General features: G+C 73.1%; 19 protein-coding genes. All 19 read right to left on the reverse strand.

Translation table 11 applies throughout. The annotated features are described in order from the left end of the window. Positions 1 to 17: 17 nt before the first annotated feature. From ACOACO_RS17390 to ACOACO_RS17480, 19 genes are read right to left on the reverse strand one after another with little or no spacing between them, the layout of a single operon-like run. The gene (locus ACOACO_RS17390; RefSeq protein ID WP_420297547.1) at positions 18 to 2,336 is read right to left on the reverse strand and encodes a hypothetical protein; all 2,319 of its coding nucleotides are present in this window, start codon (positions 2,334 to 2,336) and stop codon (positions 18 to 20) included. Then, positions 2,336 to 2,959: a hypothetical protein gene (locus ACOACO_RS17395; protein ID WP_420297548.1), complete on the reverse strand. Its 624-nt coding sequence runs from the start codon at positions 2,957 to 2,959 to the stop codon at positions 2,336 to 2,338. Before ACOACO_RS17395 ends, ACOACO_RS17390 begins: the two co-directional genes overlap by 1 nt. Then, on the reverse strand, positions 2,956 to 4,125 hold the full coding sequence (locus ACOACO_RS17400) for a baseplate J/gp47 family protein (protein ID WP_420297549.1): 1,170 nt from the start codon (positions 4,123 to 4,125) through the stop codon (positions 2,956 to 2,958). Before ACOACO_RS17400 ends, ACOACO_RS17395 begins: the two co-directional genes overlap by 4 nt. Before the next feature lies 1 nt (position 4,126). Further along, complete coding sequence (locus tag ACOACO_RS17405; protein WP_420297550.1) at positions 4,127 to 4,465, reverse strand: GPW/gp25 family protein; 339 nt, start codon at positions 4,463 to 4,465, stop codon at positions 4,127 to 4,129. A 13-nt stretch (positions 4,466 to 4,478) separates the two neighbouring features. Further along, complete coding sequence (locus tag ACOACO_RS17410; protein WP_420297551.1) at positions 4,479 to 4,754, reverse strand: hypothetical protein; 276 nt, start codon at positions 4,752 to 4,754, stop codon at positions 4,479 to 4,481. After that, positions 4,751 to 6,052 carry a C40 family peptidase gene (locus tag ACOACO_RS17415; protein WP_420297552.1) on the reverse strand — a complete coding sequence of 434 codons (1,302 nt, stop codon included), beginning with the start codon at positions 6,050 to 6,052 and terminating at the stop codon, positions 4,751 to 4,753. The genes ACOACO_RS17410 and ACOACO_RS17415 overlap by 4 nt, the downstream gene beginning before the upstream one ends. Continuing rightward, positions 6,049 to 6,552 carry a hypothetical protein gene (locus tag ACOACO_RS17420; protein WP_420297553.1) on the reverse strand — a complete coding sequence of 168 codons (504 nt, stop codon included), beginning with the start codon at positions 6,550 to 6,552 and terminating at the stop codon, positions 6,049 to 6,051. The genes ACOACO_RS17415 and ACOACO_RS17420 overlap by 4 nt, the downstream gene beginning before the upstream one ends. Then, positions 6,549 to 8,777, reverse strand: coding sequence for a hypothetical protein (locus tag ACOACO_RS17425; RefSeq protein WP_420297554.1), 2,229 nt, complete (start codon positions 8,775 to 8,777; stop codon positions 6,549 to 6,551). Before ACOACO_RS17425 ends, ACOACO_RS17420 begins: the two co-directional genes overlap by 4 nt. 15 nt (positions 8,778 to 8,792) lie before the next feature. After that, positions 8,793 to 9,053: a hypothetical protein gene (locus ACOACO_RS17430; RefSeq protein WP_420297555.1), complete on the reverse strand. Its 261-nt coding sequence runs from the start codon at positions 9,051 to 9,053 to the stop codon at positions 8,793 to 8,795. 17 nt (positions 9,054 to 9,070) lie between these two features. Then, the gene (locus ACOACO_RS17435; RefSeq protein WP_420297556.1) at positions 9,071 to 9,607 is read right to left on the reverse strand and encodes a hypothetical protein; all 537 of its coding nucleotides are present in this window, start codon (positions 9,605 to 9,607) and stop codon (positions 9,071 to 9,073) included. Positions 9,608 to 9,609: 2 nt separating this feature from the next. Next, the gene (locus ACOACO_RS17440) at positions 9,610 to 10,017 is read right to left on the reverse strand and encodes a hypothetical protein (protein WP_420297557.1); all 408 of its coding nucleotides are present in this window, start codon (positions 10,015 to 10,017) and stop codon (positions 9,610 to 9,612) included. Positions 10,018 to 10,019: 2 nt separating this feature from the next. Then, positions 10,020 to 11,129, reverse strand: coding sequence for a hypothetical protein (locus tag ACOACO_RS17445; RefSeq protein ID WP_420297558.1), 1,110 nt, complete (start codon positions 11,127 to 11,129; stop codon positions 10,020 to 10,022). After that, positions 11,129 to 11,695, reverse strand: coding sequence for a hypothetical protein (locus tag ACOACO_RS17450; RefSeq protein ID WP_420297559.1), 567 nt, complete (start codon positions 11,693 to 11,695; stop codon positions 11,129 to 11,131). Before ACOACO_RS17450 ends, ACOACO_RS17445 begins: the two co-directional genes overlap by 1 nt. Continuing rightward, a complete protein-coding gene (locus tag ACOACO_RS17455) occupies positions 11,695 to 12,126 on the reverse strand; it encodes a hypothetical protein (protein ID WP_420297560.1) in 432 nt (143 codons plus the stop codon). The genes ACOACO_RS17450 and ACOACO_RS17455 overlap by 1 nt, the downstream gene beginning before the upstream one ends. After that, positions 12,123 to 12,590, reverse strand: coding sequence for a hypothetical protein (locus tag ACOACO_RS17460; protein WP_420297561.1), 468 nt, complete (start codon positions 12,588 to 12,590; stop codon positions 12,123 to 12,125). Before ACOACO_RS17460 ends, ACOACO_RS17455 begins: the two co-directional genes overlap by 4 nt. Then, positions 12,583 to 12,816 (reverse strand): hypothetical protein, encoded by a 234-nt coding sequence (locus ACOACO_RS17465; RefSeq protein WP_420297562.1) that lies wholly within the window; start codon positions 12,814 to 12,816, stop codon positions 12,583 to 12,585. The genes ACOACO_RS17460 and ACOACO_RS17465 overlap by 8 nt, the downstream gene beginning before the upstream one ends. Further along, on the reverse strand, positions 12,813 to 13,379 hold the full coding sequence (locus ACOACO_RS17470; RefSeq protein WP_420297563.1) for a hypothetical protein: 567 nt from the start codon (positions 13,377 to 13,379) through the stop codon (positions 12,813 to 12,815). The genes ACOACO_RS17465 and ACOACO_RS17470 overlap by 4 nt, the downstream gene beginning before the upstream one ends. Continuing rightward, positions 13,376 to 14,308 (reverse strand): hypothetical protein, encoded by a 933-nt coding sequence (locus ACOACO_RS17475; RefSeq protein WP_420297564.1) that lies wholly within the window; start codon positions 14,306 to 14,308, stop codon positions 13,376 to 13,378. The genes ACOACO_RS17470 and ACOACO_RS17475 overlap by 4 nt, the downstream gene beginning before the upstream one ends. Before the next feature lie 13 nt (positions 14,309 to 14,321). Next, a complete protein-coding gene (locus tag ACOACO_RS17480; protein ID WP_420297565.1) occupies positions 14,322 to 14,759 on the reverse strand; it encodes a hypothetical protein in 438 nt (145 codons plus the stop codon). Between the last annotated feature and the right edge of the window lies 1 nt (position 14,760).

Below are 14,760 nucleotides of genomic sequence, written 5' to 3' on the forward strand. Positions count from 1 at the left end.
CCTACGCGCTCGCGAGGTCACGCGGAGTAGATCACCAGCACTGCGGTGGACCGGCGTGCAGCAGCCGGGGTGAGCCGGACCTGCGGCTCGATACCCGCCCCGGGAAGGGAGAGCCAGGCGGCCTGCCCCGTCTCGGAGGTTGCGCCCGCGGTGGACTGCGACCACGCCCCCAGCGGCACCGGGTTGTCGCCAGATGCCGTCCACTGCGTGCCGCCACCCGAGGTCGCGACGAAGGCGAGCGCGATCTGCGCCGGACGTCGAGTCGGGCCGGGCGGCGCGATCTCGACGAACGCGCTCGCGGCGGCCTGGTCGACGGTGGCGACGCGGTCCAGTTTGGGCGCCGCGCCGAGGTTGGTGACCGCGATCAGCGTGACGTGCGAGGCGACCGCTGCGCTCCACGTGACGGTCACGGCGTCGGTCGTCGCCAGCGCGGAGGTGACGACGGCTCGCGCGACCCAGACGCGCGCGCCGTCGGTGCCGGTCGTCGCGTCGACCGTCCACGTGTTGCCCTTCGCGTCGGTCACGGTGGGGGTGGCGGTCGCGCCGGCCGCCGTCGTCGCGACGAAGGCGACGAGCGTCTGCCCGACCGGCACCTCCCCGCTCGGGGTCACGTTGACCGTCGCCGTGCTCGCCGCCGCGCGGCCGCGGTACGCGGCCACGGGAAGGCGAGGCGGCAGGGCGAACGCGGGCCGCTGACGGCCGTGCCACCGCGCGCCGTCAATGGTCCACAGCTCGAACGCGTCGATCGCGCCACCGACGCGGGTGAGCATCGGCGGCACCCCGCCCTCCCAGTAGACGACGGGCGCGCTGATGGACGGCGACGTCGCCGAGGGCCAGGTGATGTTGCGGAAGAGGGACCCCTGCTGGGCGCGGATCAGGATGCGGCGGGGTGCGTTCGCGATGGGGTTACCGAAGATGAGCGTGACGTCGGCCGCGAGCTCGCCGAGGTCGAAGTAGTCGCCGGACTGCAGGTCGATGGTCGAGGACGCTGAGTAGTAGTGGCCTCGCTTCAGTGTTCGGGGCACGGTGGAGACCGGCAGGATGGGTGCCCGGACCGGGAACGGGTTCGTCATGAATGGGACGCCCGGGTTCAGCGTCTGGTCGCCCGCGATCACACCGTCGAACGACAGGTGGTTGTCGAGGCTGCTGACCCAGTTCGACTGCTTCCACGTCTGACCGCCGAAGCTCATGATGCCGGTGCAGCCGTCGAGCTTGTCCTTGGTCAGGTCGCCGAAGCGCACAGTGGTGGGGCAGCCGGCGGGCACGGCGGCGCTCTGGGTGCTGACCTCGGTGCGGACGCACTCGCCCTGGAGCGTGAGGTGGGTGTTCTTCAGCCAGGACCCGACGTGGGAGGGCACGCCCGGGTCGTCCTGGCCGGTGCCGATGGTCAGGTAGGCCGCGTTGTTGGTGGTGCCGGTGGGGGCGACCTCGAAGTTCGCCGTGGCTTTGAGGGTGCCGTTGTAGTAGGCGGCGCCCTCGGTGAAGACGATGCCGTCCTGGTTGTGACGGGCGTAGATCTTGAAGTCGAGGTGGTTGTACGACATCGAGGACTTCGAGAACAGGACGTGGGTCTTGCAGTCGAGCAGCGACGCGGACCCGCGCCAGTTTTCCGACCAGGAGATGCGGTTGTCGAAGTGGATGCCGACGGAGCCGGTCTTGTTGAAGTGCTTGATGAACAGCTCGGGTCCGAGGTTGCCGCCCTCGAAGTCGCCGACGTGGAGGCCCTTGGCGCCGGCGCCGGCGTTGGTGCCGTCGATGGTGTAGCCGTTGAAGCGCCCACCGATGCCATGGGGCTTGTCCTGGTCGAACATGACGTCGAAGGTGTTCGACGGGTAGCGGGGGTCGACCTCGTTCCACGCGCGGATGCAGGACCCGTTGCCGCGGTAGTCGAGGGTGCAGGAGTTGTGGCCGGGGCCGAGCACGTCGACCCAAGGGCCGACGTTGCCGACGTCCCCGTCGAGTCGGTACTTGCCGTGGCCAAGCATGAGCCGACCGACCGGGTAGGTCTTGCTCGCGGTGCCGTTGTGGACGACGGTGGTGGGCATCGACGCGAGGGCGGCGACGAACGCGGCTGTTGAGTCGGTGGCTCCGGTCGGGTCGGCCCCGAACGCATCCACTAGAGCGCCCGTCATTCGCGACGCGATGGTTGCGCGTAGGGCGGCGCCGATCGGAGACGTGACGTCCGGCAGCTCGGCGGGCAGGCCCTCGTCGAAGTACCTTTCGAGGCCGTTGACCAGCGTCTGCAGGTCGGCGGGGACGTTGGCGGGCTCGCCGGTTCCCGGGCCGGTGCTGGGCTCGGGGTAGTTGAAGCCGCGGGGTGAGGTGGTGCGGGCCATCAGGCCTCCGTTCCTGGTTCGGGCACGTGGTTGAGCAGGGTGGAGCCGTCGATGACGCCGGCGTCGTACGCGGTGAAGTCCGCGAGGACGTCGGCGTAGGTGCCGTGCTCGGCGGCGATGTGGTCGTAGGTGGCGCCGTCGAGGACCTGGTGGTGAACGCGCACGCCGACAGGTGTCTGCGTGCCCAGGGCGACAGCCACTTGGTCGACCGAGGGTGTCTCGGCGGCGTACGTGTGGACCTCCAACGCCCAGGGGTCCCCGTTCCAGCGCTCGAGGAGGGTGACGCGACGCGTGCCGACGAGCTCGGCGGCGACGGCGGCGCGCAGTGCGGCCGGGGTGCCGCGGCGGCTGCCGGACCGGTCCCGCACGAGTGCGCGCTGGGCCTCGGCGGGGAGGCCGGACGGCACGGATGTGCCGGTCGCCTGTCCGAGCCACGCTGGCTGCGGAGTGGTGGCCAGGTCGAAGGCAGTCGGCCAGCCGCCGGCGGCAGGCTGGGCGAGGGCGTCGACGTCGACGAGCGCGGTGATCAGGCCGTCGACGAGCTCGTCGACCTGGTCGCCGGCGCGTTCACGGAACGCGGGACCGAGTGCATCGAGGACCCGGGTACGCAGTGTGGTGCTCACGCGATGGTCCCGGTGATGGTGGTCGGGGTCATCCCGAAGGTTGGGGCCGGCAGCGGCATGGCTCCCGGGAGCCGCACGCTGTCGGTGCCGGGCGGAGGGCCGCCAGCGATCCCCAGTAGTAGCCCGTCGAGGCTGCGGAGGCCGGCCACGCTGCCCGCGGCGCCGGCGAGGCGGAGGTAGTTGACGTCCGGCGTGGGCGTCCACGCCCGGGGCTCGTCGGTGGTCGCCCCCCAGCGGCCGGGGTCGAGGTGATGCGCGATCGCCGCGACGACGTTCGCGCGCACCAGCTCGGGGTCGGCTCCGGGCACGGCGGTTCCCTGGAACTCGATGACGAGCGGGGTGTAGGTCGGCTCGGCGCCGTAGAGCACCAGGTTGGTCTCGCGGTACGGCTCGAGGTGCTCCTCGAGGTCGGAGGCTTCGACGGCTGAGCCAAGCTCGTCGACCGCCCACACGGTGACGGTGCGCTCATGGCCGCCGGTGCCGAGCTCGGCGTTCCAGCCGTCGATGGCGATCGCGCGGTGCACGCCGGGGAGGGTGACGCGCAGCAGGGTGGCGAGGTCGCGGCCGATGACGCCGGCGGGGTGGAGCAGCTGCAGGTAGTCGCGGAGCCGGGTCAGGTACGCCTCGAGGGGCTCCTCGTCGACGCCTCCGGTCGCCACGCCGAGCTCGTTCACGGCCGCCCCGGTGATGATGTCGCTGGCGGTGACGATGCGCAGCTGGTCGTCGGCCGGGACGCCGTTCGCGTGGGCGCCCGGCTCGAGCGCGGTCATGGTGACGATCTCGACGACGACGTCCTGCTGGTGGTCCTCGGTCGTCACGAACGCGACGTCCTCACCAACAGGGTTCCGTCCGACGACGGTGAAGCCAGCTGGCACGACCCGGCCGTACGGACCGCCGGAGTAGAGCAGCACCTCCAGGGTGGCCGGCTGCGCGGCGTACGGGACGACACCGAACACGGTCTCGCCGATGCCGGCGATCGCGAGGTCCATGAAGGTGCTGACCAGCTGTGCGACGTTGGCGGTCTCGCGGCCGATCTCCTGTGCCAGGGCGACCTCGGGGGCGCCGTCGACGGGCACCCAACCGGGCATCCGCTCGGCCATGCCCTGCAGGATGCGGACGGTCGCGGCGTCCGGGTCGGTCTCGAGCTCGGGGGGCTCCCAGGCCATCTCAGGCCACCTCCCCCGCGGCCGCGGGCCACACGACGTCGCTCGGGAGGATCTGCTCGATCCACACCCGACCGGTCTGCACGATCGCGGTGGCGACGTCGTCGACGTGGACCGGGTCGACGCGCTCCTCCCACTCGAGAACGGCGTCGGTCACCTCGCCGGCGTCGAGGCCTCCAAAGATCGGGTCGCTGACGCCGTACTCGGGGACGCTGCGGCGCTCGCCCGGACGGGTCGAGACGAGCAGCGCGACGGACTGCGAGACCTCGAGGGCGCTGTCCTGCTGCAGGGCAGCGAGGCGGGAGCCGCGCAGCTGCAGGGGCAGTGCGAGGTGCTGTGCCATCTTCACCTTCTTCCTAGTCGGAGGGGTCGAGGAGGTCGTGGGCGGCGATCCAGGGCCGCTCGTCGGTCCAGACGAGGAGGACCGGGGTGCCAACGGGGAGCCGCTCGAGCACGCCGCCGGCGCCGTACCGGCGGCCGCCGCGGCAGGGGCCGATCGGATCGCGGGTGTCGTCGTCGATGCGGGCGACCCAGACGCCGGACCTGTCGGAGCGCACGACGACGCCCGTCGAGGGCGGCCGCTCGATCGACGGGGGCCGGCCGGAGGCGAGCTGGCGGAGGAGGTCGCTCAAATCCAGATCCCCGCGCCGGTCCAGCGCCTCGAGGCGGCGCCGCGGGCGACCACGACGCCGTACGCCGAGCCCATCGCCTCGATGGTCGACCCGTCGCCCAGCGAGATGGCGATGTGGTTCGTGCCGCCGAGGCCGACGCGGAAGAGCAGCGCGCCGCGGGTGCGGTACGCCTCCTTGACGCTGATGACGCGGCCGCGGCGCTTCACGGTCGTCCACTGCGACGCTGACGGCTTCGCGAGCACGCGGCCGGCGTGCCGGGTGGCCTCCTGCACGAGCCCGGAGCAGTCGAAGGAGTTGGGGCCCGAGGCGCCCCACACGTACCGCTTGCCCTTCTGCTTCAGCGCGTACTGCACCATCCGCTCACGGGCGGCGTTCGCGGAGCTGCCGGCGGTGCCGGCGGACTTGGTGGTGGTGGTCGCGCGGGGCACGAACCCGGTGACGCCCGCGTCGCCGCTGCCACCGGCCGGCCGGGTGGGCTCAGGGAGGGCGCGGCGGCCGCGGGTGAGCTTCACCGTGCCGCGGGAGGCGCCCAGCTCCTGGCGGACCTCCTCGACGAGCCAGGTGCCGCGTGCCGGGCCGTAGTCGAAGCACACCGCGGGGATGCCCGGGTCGATCGCGAAGGCCTCGAGGTCGACGTCGACGGTGGCGGTCTCGGCGCGCCGGCCCTGGTCGAGGTCGAAGTTGACGGCGCCTACGGGGCCGGTGTGCTCGGTCAGGTGGATCGCCGGAGAGCGTCGGAGCAGCCAGTCGTCGCCGCCGACGATGAGCCGGCGGCCGTCGGAGAAGCGACGCCACCGCACGGGGTCGGCGACGTCGGAGCCGAGGACCTCCCAGCTGTTGGACTCCTGCCCGGAGGTGGAGCGCTCGATCGCGGTGACGACCCGGGCGGTGGTCGGCTGCGCGGCGTACGGGACGTCGATCTCGCCGGCGAGCATCGCGGCGATGCCGGCGCGGGTGGTGGAGCCAGCGGCGATGGTGAGTCGGCTGGTCTGGCGGCGCAGCTCGGCGACGACCGCGTCCTCGAAGGTGAGGCTGAGCCGGTCGCCGCTCTTCGAGATCCGCACGAGCTCCCAGTGCAGGTTGGCGACGATCGCCCACAGCCGGTGTGACAGCTCGCGTGCCCTCAGGATGTGCCGGTCGGCGTCGGTGACGCTGAGGTCGAAAGTGGAGACGCCGGCCATGGTGCGGGTGACGGTCGGCCGGGCGACGAGGGCCTGGGAGATGTCGAGGCCGCTGCCGAGGGTGGGCGAGATGAGCTGCAACTGCAGGGGCTCGGGGTCGATGCCGGCGATCGTCATCGGCTGCTCGAGCGGTTGGCGCGGGCGCGGGCGGTGGGCCGGCGCAGCACGCTGGGTGCGACGTACTCGAGGAGCGACAGGGTGAACTCGACCTGGACCCGGTGGCCGTTGTCGCCGCGCATCACGTCGCCGTAGCCGATGGCGTCGTTGATGACCCACAGGTGCCGCCACACGCCCCAGGGCAGCCCGGTGACCTGCAGGATGGGCGGGCGCCGGGTGCGGGGGTGCGGCTTGCACCAGACGTCCTCGAGGATCCGCAGCGGCGCCTCGATCGACGTCGGAGGCCCGGACTGCTGCGCTCCGCTGAGCATGAGCGGCAGCGTGAGCGTCAGCGGCGGCACGCCGGCCCACTCGACGGTGGCGGTACGGCGGGGGCGGGCGAGCGCCTCCCAGCCGCCGGCGCCGCCGGCGCGCGTCTCGGCGCCGACCAGGTCGAACCCGAGACGGGCCCCGCCGGGGTTGACCGCCTTGATGATGACCCGTGGGTCGACGGTCGTCATCCGCGGGCCATCTTCCGCTCGAGCTCCTCGAGGATGAACTCGACCAGGACACGGCCATCGGGCAGCACCAGCTGGACGACGGTCCGCCCGCCGGCGCCGGGGCCGACCTGGACGTCGACGTCGTCGCCGAACTGGTCGGCGACCCACTGGTCGACGTCGTCCATGTCGGGCACGCGAGGCATGACGAACCCGGGGCGGTCGGGGATGAAGAGCTCCGGGCGGCGCTCGCCGACGATGTACGGCAGGCCCGCGTTGACCGGCCCGCCGTCCTCGCGGCCCTCGAGGTGGTCGAGGCGCGGCAGGCCGACGTCGCCGACGCCGGGGATGTTGACCGACATCGTGTCGGCCAGCCCGTTCCACTTGTCGATGACCCAGTTGATGGCGCTGCGGAAGGCGTCCTTGACGCCGTCGAACATGCCCGAGACGGCGTCTCCGATCCGATCGGGCAGCCCGGCGAAGAAGGTGACCATGCCGTCCCAGGTGGTGCGGATCAGGGTTCCGGCAGTCTCGGCGGCGCCCTTCGCGGCGTTGAACTTGTCGACGACCCACCCGAGGGCCGAGGACACTCCGTCGCGGAGGAGGCCGGCGCCGATGCGCACGACGGCGAAGGCGCCGTCGACGACGTTCCTGAAGGTCTCGCTCTTCTGGTAGGCGAACACGAGGCCGCCGACGAGGATGGCGAGGGCGGCGACGACCAGACCGATCGGGTTCGCGGTGAGCGCGGCGTTGAGGAGCCACTGGCCCGCGGCCGCGGTGCGGGTGGCCACGGTGCTCGCCACCACGGCGGTGGTGTGCGCGATGGTCATGACGATGGAGCGGGCGCGGATGATGCCGTTGGCGATCGCCGCCTGCCGGTTGGTCATCTCGGCGCCGGTGTTGAGCGCGATGGCGCCGGTCAGCGCGGCGGTGGTGCCGATGCGCACGGTGGTCGCGGCGGAGGCGATGCCGTGCGCGATCGCGAAGCCGATGGTCGCGACCTTGGCGATGGTCAGCGCGGTGGCCAGCGTGACGATCACGGTGCTGACGACGCCGGTGTGGTCGGCGAGCCAGCCGAGGCTGCCCTGCACCACGCTGAGCGGGTCGACCCAGTCGTTGAACAGCGCGCCGATGCCGGCGCCACCGGTGGCGAGGTCGACCACGGCGGGCACGACGCCGTCGACGACGATGGTGACCAGGTCGTCGAAGATCCCGCGCAGGTAGTCGCTCGCGGCGACGAGACGGCCCTCGGCGCCGGTGAGCTCGTCGAGGCGGGCGATGACCCCGGGCACGCCGTCGGCGCGCAGGACGTCCCACAGCTCGCGGGTGACGCCGGCGGCCGCCTGGATCTGCGGCACGACGTTCTGGCTGAAGGAGGCGCCCCACGCGTCGAGGCCGGGCACGCCCTTGTTGACCAGCCAGTCGGCGACCCGGCCGAGGTACGGCGCGAAGCCGCCGGCGATGGTCTCCTGCAGGGTGCCCCAGGCGTGCTTGAACCGCTCGATCTTGCCGATGTCGGTGGAGCCGAACGCCTCCGCGCTGCCGCCGAACTCCTTGTTGAGCTCGGCGAGGATGATCTTCTGCGCGCCCATGACGTCGCCGGCCTCGGTGAGCGCGGTGATCTGCTCCTTCTGCTGGGCGGTGAACGCGACGCCGACCCGGGACAGGGCGGAGATGCCTCTGATCGGGTCGTTGAGCGCCTTGCCGAGCTGGATCGCGGCGCCGGCCGGATCGTTGCCCATGGCCACCGACATGTCGACGAGCGTCGAGGTGGCCTGGTCGAAGATCCGGTCGGCCTCCTTCGTGCCGTTGCGGATGTTGGTGAAGGTCAGCAGGAGGTTCTGGCCCTCGGTGATCGACTCCGCCTCGATGCCGGTGAGGCCCTCGATCTGACCTGCGAGGCCGTCGATCTGCTCACGGGTGACGTTCGCGGCGCCGCCGGTCGAGCGGATGACGTTGTCGGTCTGAGCGCCGATGCGCTGGATCCGCATGAGCGACTCGGCGCCCTTCGCGGTCCACACGGCGAACCCGGCCATGGCCGCGGTGCCGGCGGCGAGGCCGGCGACGAGGGTCTTCCCGCCCAGCTTGGCGACGCCGGCGACCGAGGACCCCATGCGGTCGAAGCCGCGCGAGCCGCGCTGCGCAGCCCGCTCGGCGGTGTTGATGCCGGCCTCGACGCCCTGCAGCGCGGCCGCGGCCGCGCGGCGGCCGGCGACGGAGAGCCGGAGACCGATGTCACCGTTGGGCATGGCACCTCCTCCCGGTCAGCCGTGCGGGCCGGCGAGGGCGCGCAGGGCCTGGACGAGCGTCTTGTTGACCCGGGCGAGCGCCTTGACGATGGGGCGCGCGGTCTGCCGGGCGGTGTGGGCGGCGACGTAGTCGGCCAGGGCGCGATCGCGCTCGGTGCGGAGCCGCTGGGCCTCCATGACCACGGAGCTGGCGATCAGCCAGTCGTCCGGGCTCAGGCGCATGAGGCGCATCGGGTCGGCCCAGCCGTTGAGGAGGGCGACCGCCGCCGTGCGCACGACGGGGTCGCCCTCGATCAGTTTCCCTCGCGCTCGATCTGCTCGTCGGCGTACCCGGACCACTGCGCGACCTGCGTGGCCTGGGAGATGATGTCGCCGTCGGTGAGGAAGAGCGCGCGGACGACCTCGGTGGCGACCGTGCTGTTGCTGCCGAGCTCGGCGGCCATGGCCTCGTCGAACTTCGGGAAGTCCGGGCCGCCGTCGAGCGGCGAGACGAGCTCGCCCTCGACCTCCTCGAAGATCCCGAGGCAGGCGCGCGCCAGGAGCGAGGCGTTGACGAGGACCTCGCGGTCCTTGTCCTTCGACTTCGCGTACCGGGCGTTGACCTCCTTGATCTCGCGGTTGCTGACCGGCCGGTACCGCACGTAGATGGGCGGCTCGAGGCGCGGCACGGGGAGGTCGAGCTGGAGGCCGTCGGCGGCCTTGGCCCGGCGGTCCCGCAGGCGGCCGCGCACGGCCTCCAGCGGGGTGTCGGAGGCGGCGGGGACGTCCGGGGCGTACGACGTGGCGCGCGGGACGCTGAGGCCCTCGCCGGGCTGCTCGTGCTCGCTCATCGTCAGATCACCTCCGTGACGACGACGGTGAGCTCGAGCATGCCGACGTCGTCGGACTCGGCGTCGGTCTCGGGGATGGTGACGCCGCTGAGGGTGCCGGTCGACACGATCGGCGTGCCCCAGGCGACGCCGTCGTCGCCGAGGGGCTGGCGGCTGATGGTGACCTTGGCCCACCCGACCTTGCCCCGCAGCTTGCGGGCGAGCTCGTGGTCGCGCTCGCGCTCGTAGACGCGGCCGACGGTGGCGTCGCCGTGGGTGGCGTGGGCGGGGTAGGCCTTCTCTCCGCGCATGCCGCCTTGGCGGCGCTTGTTGACCTCGGCGGTGGTCTCCATGCCGCTCGAGGTGTCGAAGGGCCCGAGGGGCTCCTGGTCGACGACGACGGTGACGTCGTACTGGCTGGCGGTGCTCATGCTCAGGCTCCTTCGGCGATCGAGGTGACGACGTTGATGACGACGCGCTCGGTGTGGGGGGTGAGGGCGACCGCGACGGCGGCGTGCAGCTCGCCGGCGGCCGCCGTGGTGGGGGTGTTGACGCCCTCGACGTCGACGTCGAACGCGTCGGCGACCGGGCCCCACAGGGCGTCGGTCGCGGCGATCGGGGCTAGGTAGCCGCGCAGCGCGCCCTCGAGCTCGCGGTACAGCAGCCCGCGGCCGTCGAGCTGGCGGAACAGGAACTTGCCGGCGACGCCGGTGAGCCCGCTCTGCAGCTGCATGGCCATGCGGCCGGCCGACAGCTGCCGCCAGGTGGCGTCGTCGCTGAGCGCGACCCAGCCGTAGAGGGTGGGGACGCCGCCGATGAGGCGGATCACCGAGACGCCGGCGTCGTGCAGGGTGTCGCGCTCCGCGCCGGTGTAGGCGACGGTGACGGCCCGGCCGGCGGTGACGGTGCCGGCGCCGCGGCCCTGGTCGCCGGCGGGCGCGTGGTTGGCGTGACCCACGGCCGCGTCGCCGCGCGCTGCGAGGCCGGCGGCGACCACGGAGCCCGGCACCTCCCGGGTGGTGCCCGCGGGACCGGGCATCTCGACCCAGGGCGCGATGAGGCCGGCGCGGTCCGCGCCTTCCGCGGCGGCGAGGCCGGCGGCCGTGGTGGCGAGCGAGGCCGCGGCCGCGTCCTTGGCGGCGTCGAGGAGGACGGTCCGGCCGGTCGCTGCCGCGTGGGCGAGCAGCGCCCCGTGCGCGGCCGCGGTGGCCACGCCGGGGATGAGGACCTGGCCGACGCCGAATCCGCCGCTGAGGGTGGCGAGCGCGGTGGCCCACTCGGGCTGGGTGACGGCGGCCGCGTCGGCCGCGGCCGCGCGCACGACGTAGACGCTCGGCGCACCGAGGCGCAGGACGTCGTCGACGTACGCCGCGATCGGGGCGGGGACCTCGGCCGCGACGGCCTCGGCCGAGGAGTAGCAGCGGACCGGCTCCGTCGGCCCGGTCGCGCCGGCGTAGACGAGGAACGCGGTTCCGGTGGGCGTCTCGGTACCGCGGCGCGCGAGCGCCCCGGTGACGGTGACGACGATCTGTGGTGCGGACATCACTGGCTCCCTGCGGGTAGGCGACCGGAGACGGTCAGGTGGGTGGACTCGACGAGGCGGGTGGGGAGGTCGTCGACGTCGACGACGTTGGTCGCGGTGACGTCGAACGCGACGGCGCAGCCGCCGATGGTGCGCGCGGCCTGCCGCAGCGGGATCTCGGCGTACTCCTCGCCCACCCAGGTGGCGCTCGAAGCGGTCCCGTCGAGGGTGGGGTGCTGCAGCACGCAGGCGCGCACGGCCGCGGCCCAGCGACGCACGCGGCCGGCGGTGTCGCCGTGGTCGGCCCCGCGGTCGTAGACGCCCACGCCGATGCGCCAGGTGGCGTCGACGCCACCGCGGCCGCGTCGGCTGGGCGTGCTGGCCAGGCCGGGGCTGTCGATCGCGCCGGCGGGGAAGGTGGCGGTGGTGAGGGCTTCCCGGGTGGGCAGCTGCGTCCACGTCGTAACGGGCAGAAGGGGCTTGTCGCCCTCGTGCCAGCCGAGCTGCTCGACGAGGTGCTCGAGGTGGTCGGTCAGGACGGTCTGCACGCCGACGCACAGGTCGTCGGCGGTGACGAGGCGGGCCATCAGTCCTCCCCGAGGAAGTTGTCGAGGAGCCGCTGGGCCCAGCCGTCGACGTCGCGCTGCGCGGGGGCCGGTGACGGGTGACGGGGCGGGACGTCGCGGCGGCGGTCGCCGCCGGCGAGCGCACGGGCCGCGGGGTGGCTCGTGACGAGGCTGACAGTGTCGCCGGTCATGCGGACGTTGCGCTCCTCGGTGAGGTCCTTCAGCAGCGCGCCGGTGTGCACGAGGGGCCGCGGGGATCCCTTCGCGCGGACGGTGGAGGGCCGCAGGGGCGCCCAGACGCCGTGGCCTTGGGTCGCGAACGTCTCGGCCTCGTAGGCGACGAGCTCGGGCGCCATGGCGCGCAGGAGGTTGTCGTCGTCCTCGATGCGCTCGACGATCCCGTGGAGCAGCTCGGTGGCCTGGCGGCCGTCGAGCTCGATGCCGAGCTTCACCACGACCACCACCGGCGGGCCGGCTCGGCCGGGTCGGGGTACGGCGACGGGGCGGGGAAGCTACCTGTGGGGCTGAGCGGCGAGGTGAGGGGCGCGTCCGGGTCGGCGGGGGCCGCGGCTGCGGCGGCCGCGGCGAGGCGCGTCAGGAAGGTGTCGTAGCGCCTGCGGAGCTCGCGGCCGCGGGCGTCCTCGCCGAGCTGCTGCTCGGGGAACAGCGCGAACTCGATCTCGGCTGCGACGCCGTACGCGATCGCGGTGATCGCGAGGTCGCGCAGGAGACCCTCGGCGGGGTTGCGGCCGACGACGGCGACGACCTCGGAGGTGACCGAGCGCAGGTGCTCCTGCAGGAGGGCCGCGTGCTCGTGGCCCTCCTGCAGGATGCTCGGGACGCGGGCGAGGAGGAGCGAGTGGATCCGCTCCCGCTTCACCTCGCTCGCGAGCCCGGTGACGGCCTCGTCAGGCACCCGTGGCGCCGTCCGTCGTCTTGCCCTTGCCCGTCGCCCGGGTGGTCGGCGGCTGGGGCGCCGGCGGCCGGACGATGGGCGTCTGCTCGGCGAGCGCGCCGCGCTCGGCCAGCTGGCGCACGTGCGCCTCGTCCGCCTCGACCGGCACGGCCGCGCCCTCCTCGAGCGCGACCGTGCCGCCGTCGACGGTGCGGACGTAGGTGAGGGTGGTGGCGGCGAGCGTCACGACGCGTCACCCCCGCCCTGGTCCCCGTCCCCGGAGGGGTTGAGGATCTTCTCGAGGCCCTTCACGAGCATGGGCCGCTTCTGGCCGGCCTGCTCGAGCTCGAGCACCTTCGCCGCGGCGTCGGCGTCGTTCCCGCGGTGCTCGAGCGCCGCGAGGACGTCCTTGACGCTCGACGAGGACGGGTCGGCCAGGACGGCGTCGGCCTTCTCGTCCGCGGTGGGCTCCTGGGTGGAGCCGTCGGCGGGCGGGGTGGCCCGGTCGGCCACCTTCTGCGCCGCGACCTTCTTCGCCGGCGTCTGCTTCGGCGTCGAACTCGGCTCCGTCGTCGACCTGCCGGGCGCGACGCTGGGCCCGGTGGAGGGGCCCTGGTCGGACTTCTCGCCGGGCTTGCGGATGGCGCCGGCCGCCCACAGCCGCTTCGCGTCGCCGACGTTGAGCGTCACCGTGTCGCCCTGGCGGTGCCGGGTGAAGTCAAGCGGCCTGCCCGGCTCGCTGGTGATCTCGTCCCAGCGCAGGGCGACGAGGACGTACTCGCCGGCCTTGATGTCGTTGAGGTCGGTCACGGCGTGACCACCCCGGAGATCCAGCAGGCGGCCTTGGGCTGGTCGATGCCCAGGACGCGCTTGCGGGTGACGTCGCTGCGCCACGTCTCGGTCGGGCCGCCGTTGGGGCCGTTGCCCTCCGGGTAGAGGCCGGTCGCCTGCAGGGCGCGGGTGTCGGAGCGGAACCCGACGGTCCCGCGCTCGACGACGAGCACCTTGTTGGTGGCGAACCCGCGCGGGCGCAGGCCGAGCATGCCCATGACCTCGCGGGGCAGCTTGCCGGTGTAGCGGATGTCCTCGGTGGACAGCCCGTCCTTGTAGACCGCGAGGAAGTTCTCGTTGTCCATCAGGATGGGCGTGATCTGCCCGGGGAGCACGACCGTGTCGGCCTCGAACTCGAAGTTGGCGTCGTCGGCCAGCGCACCGTCGGGACGCTGCGCCGCGATCACCTCCTGCGCGTTCGCGAGGTCCCGGCGGGGCCGGCCGCTGGCGGTGTCCCACGCGGCGCCCGCGGCGATGGTGGGGATCGCCGGGTTCTCGAGCAGCGCCCGCAGCGCGCGGTTGCTGGCGCGCAGCATCGTGTTGACCAGCTGGGTGATCTGGCGGTTCACGTCGTCGAGCTTGTTCTCGTCGCGCATCTCCTTCGAGACGCGGATGCCGAGGCCCTTCTTCGTGCCGACGGCGATGCGCGGCAGACCGATCTGGCCCGCCCCGACGGGGATCTCGCCGAACTCGGCGACGTCCTCCACCTCGGAGTCGAGGTAGAGCGGGGTGGACTCGCTGTAGCCCACGAGACCGTTGGTGTTCGGCCCGGCGTCGCGGAGGAGCACGTCCTCCACCCACTGGTTCGCGAGCAGGTTGATGACCCGCTTGGGGATCACCATGGGCGCACCGACCAGGTCGTTGACCGTGGTGGCGGGCCCGTCGGTGGCGGAGACGATTCCGACCATGTCCGTTCTCCTCTCAGGCCGTCGTGACGAGGCCGATGGAGCCCGCGGCGACGCCGGCGGGCTGGGTGCACTTGCCGACGTACGACCGGGGGTCGTCCTCGGCGAGCATGGGCGTGACGGCGCCAGCGGCGGCCGCCTTGAGGCGGTCCCCGAACGCGGCCGCGGCCGCGTACTTGACCGGCACCTCGATGCCGGAGTCGGCGACGGCCACGACGGTCGGCAGCGGCGCGGCGTTGAGGACCGTCCGGCCATTCGCGATGGTCGGCTCGGTGGCGATGCCCTCGGGGTTGATCGCGTCCGTGACGGCCACGCCGAGGGTCTTCACCGAGCCGGCACCGGCGGGGCCGATGCGGCCGGCGGCGCGGGCCTCGACGACCTGCCCGCCGAGGATGAGCTCGGCGGGGACGTAGGTGCGGGGCCCGGTCTTGCGGACCTGCGGGATGCCGGACATG

Origin of the sequence: Nocardioides sp. CPCC 205120, assembly GCF_048654585.1 — a bacterium.
Classification (GTDB): Bacteria; Actinomycetota; Actinomycetes; order Propionibacteriales; family Nocardioidaceae; genus Nocardioides.

Coding starts and splice junctions, on each gene's coding strand:
- ACOACO_RS17405 (WP_420297550.1), bottom strand. CDS start 4,465: ATGGCACAGCACCTCGCACTGCCCCTGCAGCTGCGCGGCTCCCGCCTC.
- ACOACO_RS17440 (WP_420297557.1), bottom strand. CDS start 10,017: ATGAGCACCGCCAGCCAGTACGACGTCACCGTCGTCGTCGACCAGGAG.
- ACOACO_RS17475 (WP_420297564.1), bottom strand. CDS start 14,308: ATGGTCGGAATCGTCTCCGCCACCGACGGGCCCGCCACCACGGTCAAC.
- ACOACO_RS17400 (WP_420297549.1), bottom strand. CDS start 4,125: ATGGCCTGGGAGCCCCCCGAGCTCGAGACCGACCCGGACGCCGCGACC.
- ACOACO_RS17420 (WP_420297553.1), bottom strand. CDS start 6,552: ATGACGACCGTCGACCCACGGGTCATCATCAAGGCGGTCAACCCCGGC.
- ACOACO_RS17425 (WP_420297554.1), bottom strand. CDS start 8,777: ATGCCCAACGGTGACATCGGTCTCCGGCTCTCCGTCGCCGGCCGCCGC.
- ACOACO_RS17445 (WP_420297558.1), bottom strand. CDS start 11,129: ATGTCCGCACCACAGATCGTCGTCACCGTCACCGGGGCGCTCGCGCGC.
- ACOACO_RS17480 (WP_420297565.1), bottom strand. CDS start 14,759: ATGTCCGGCATCCCGCAGGTCCGCAAGACCGGGCCCCGCACCTACGTC.
- ACOACO_RS17435 (WP_420297556.1), bottom strand. CDS start 9,607: ATGAGCGAGCACGAGCAGCCCGGCGAGGGCCTCAGCGTCCCGCGCGCC.
- ACOACO_RS17415 (WP_420297552.1), bottom strand. CDS start 6,052: ATGACGATCGCCGGCATCGACCCCGAGCCCCTGCAGTTGCAGCTCATC.
- ACOACO_RS17390 (WP_420297547.1), bottom strand. CDS start 2,336: ATGGCCCGCACCACCTCACCCCGCGGCTTCAACTACCCCGAGCCCAGC.
- ACOACO_RS17450 (WP_420297559.1), bottom strand. CDS start 11,695: ATGGCCCGCCTCGTCACCGCCGACGACCTGTGCGTCGGCGTGCAGACC.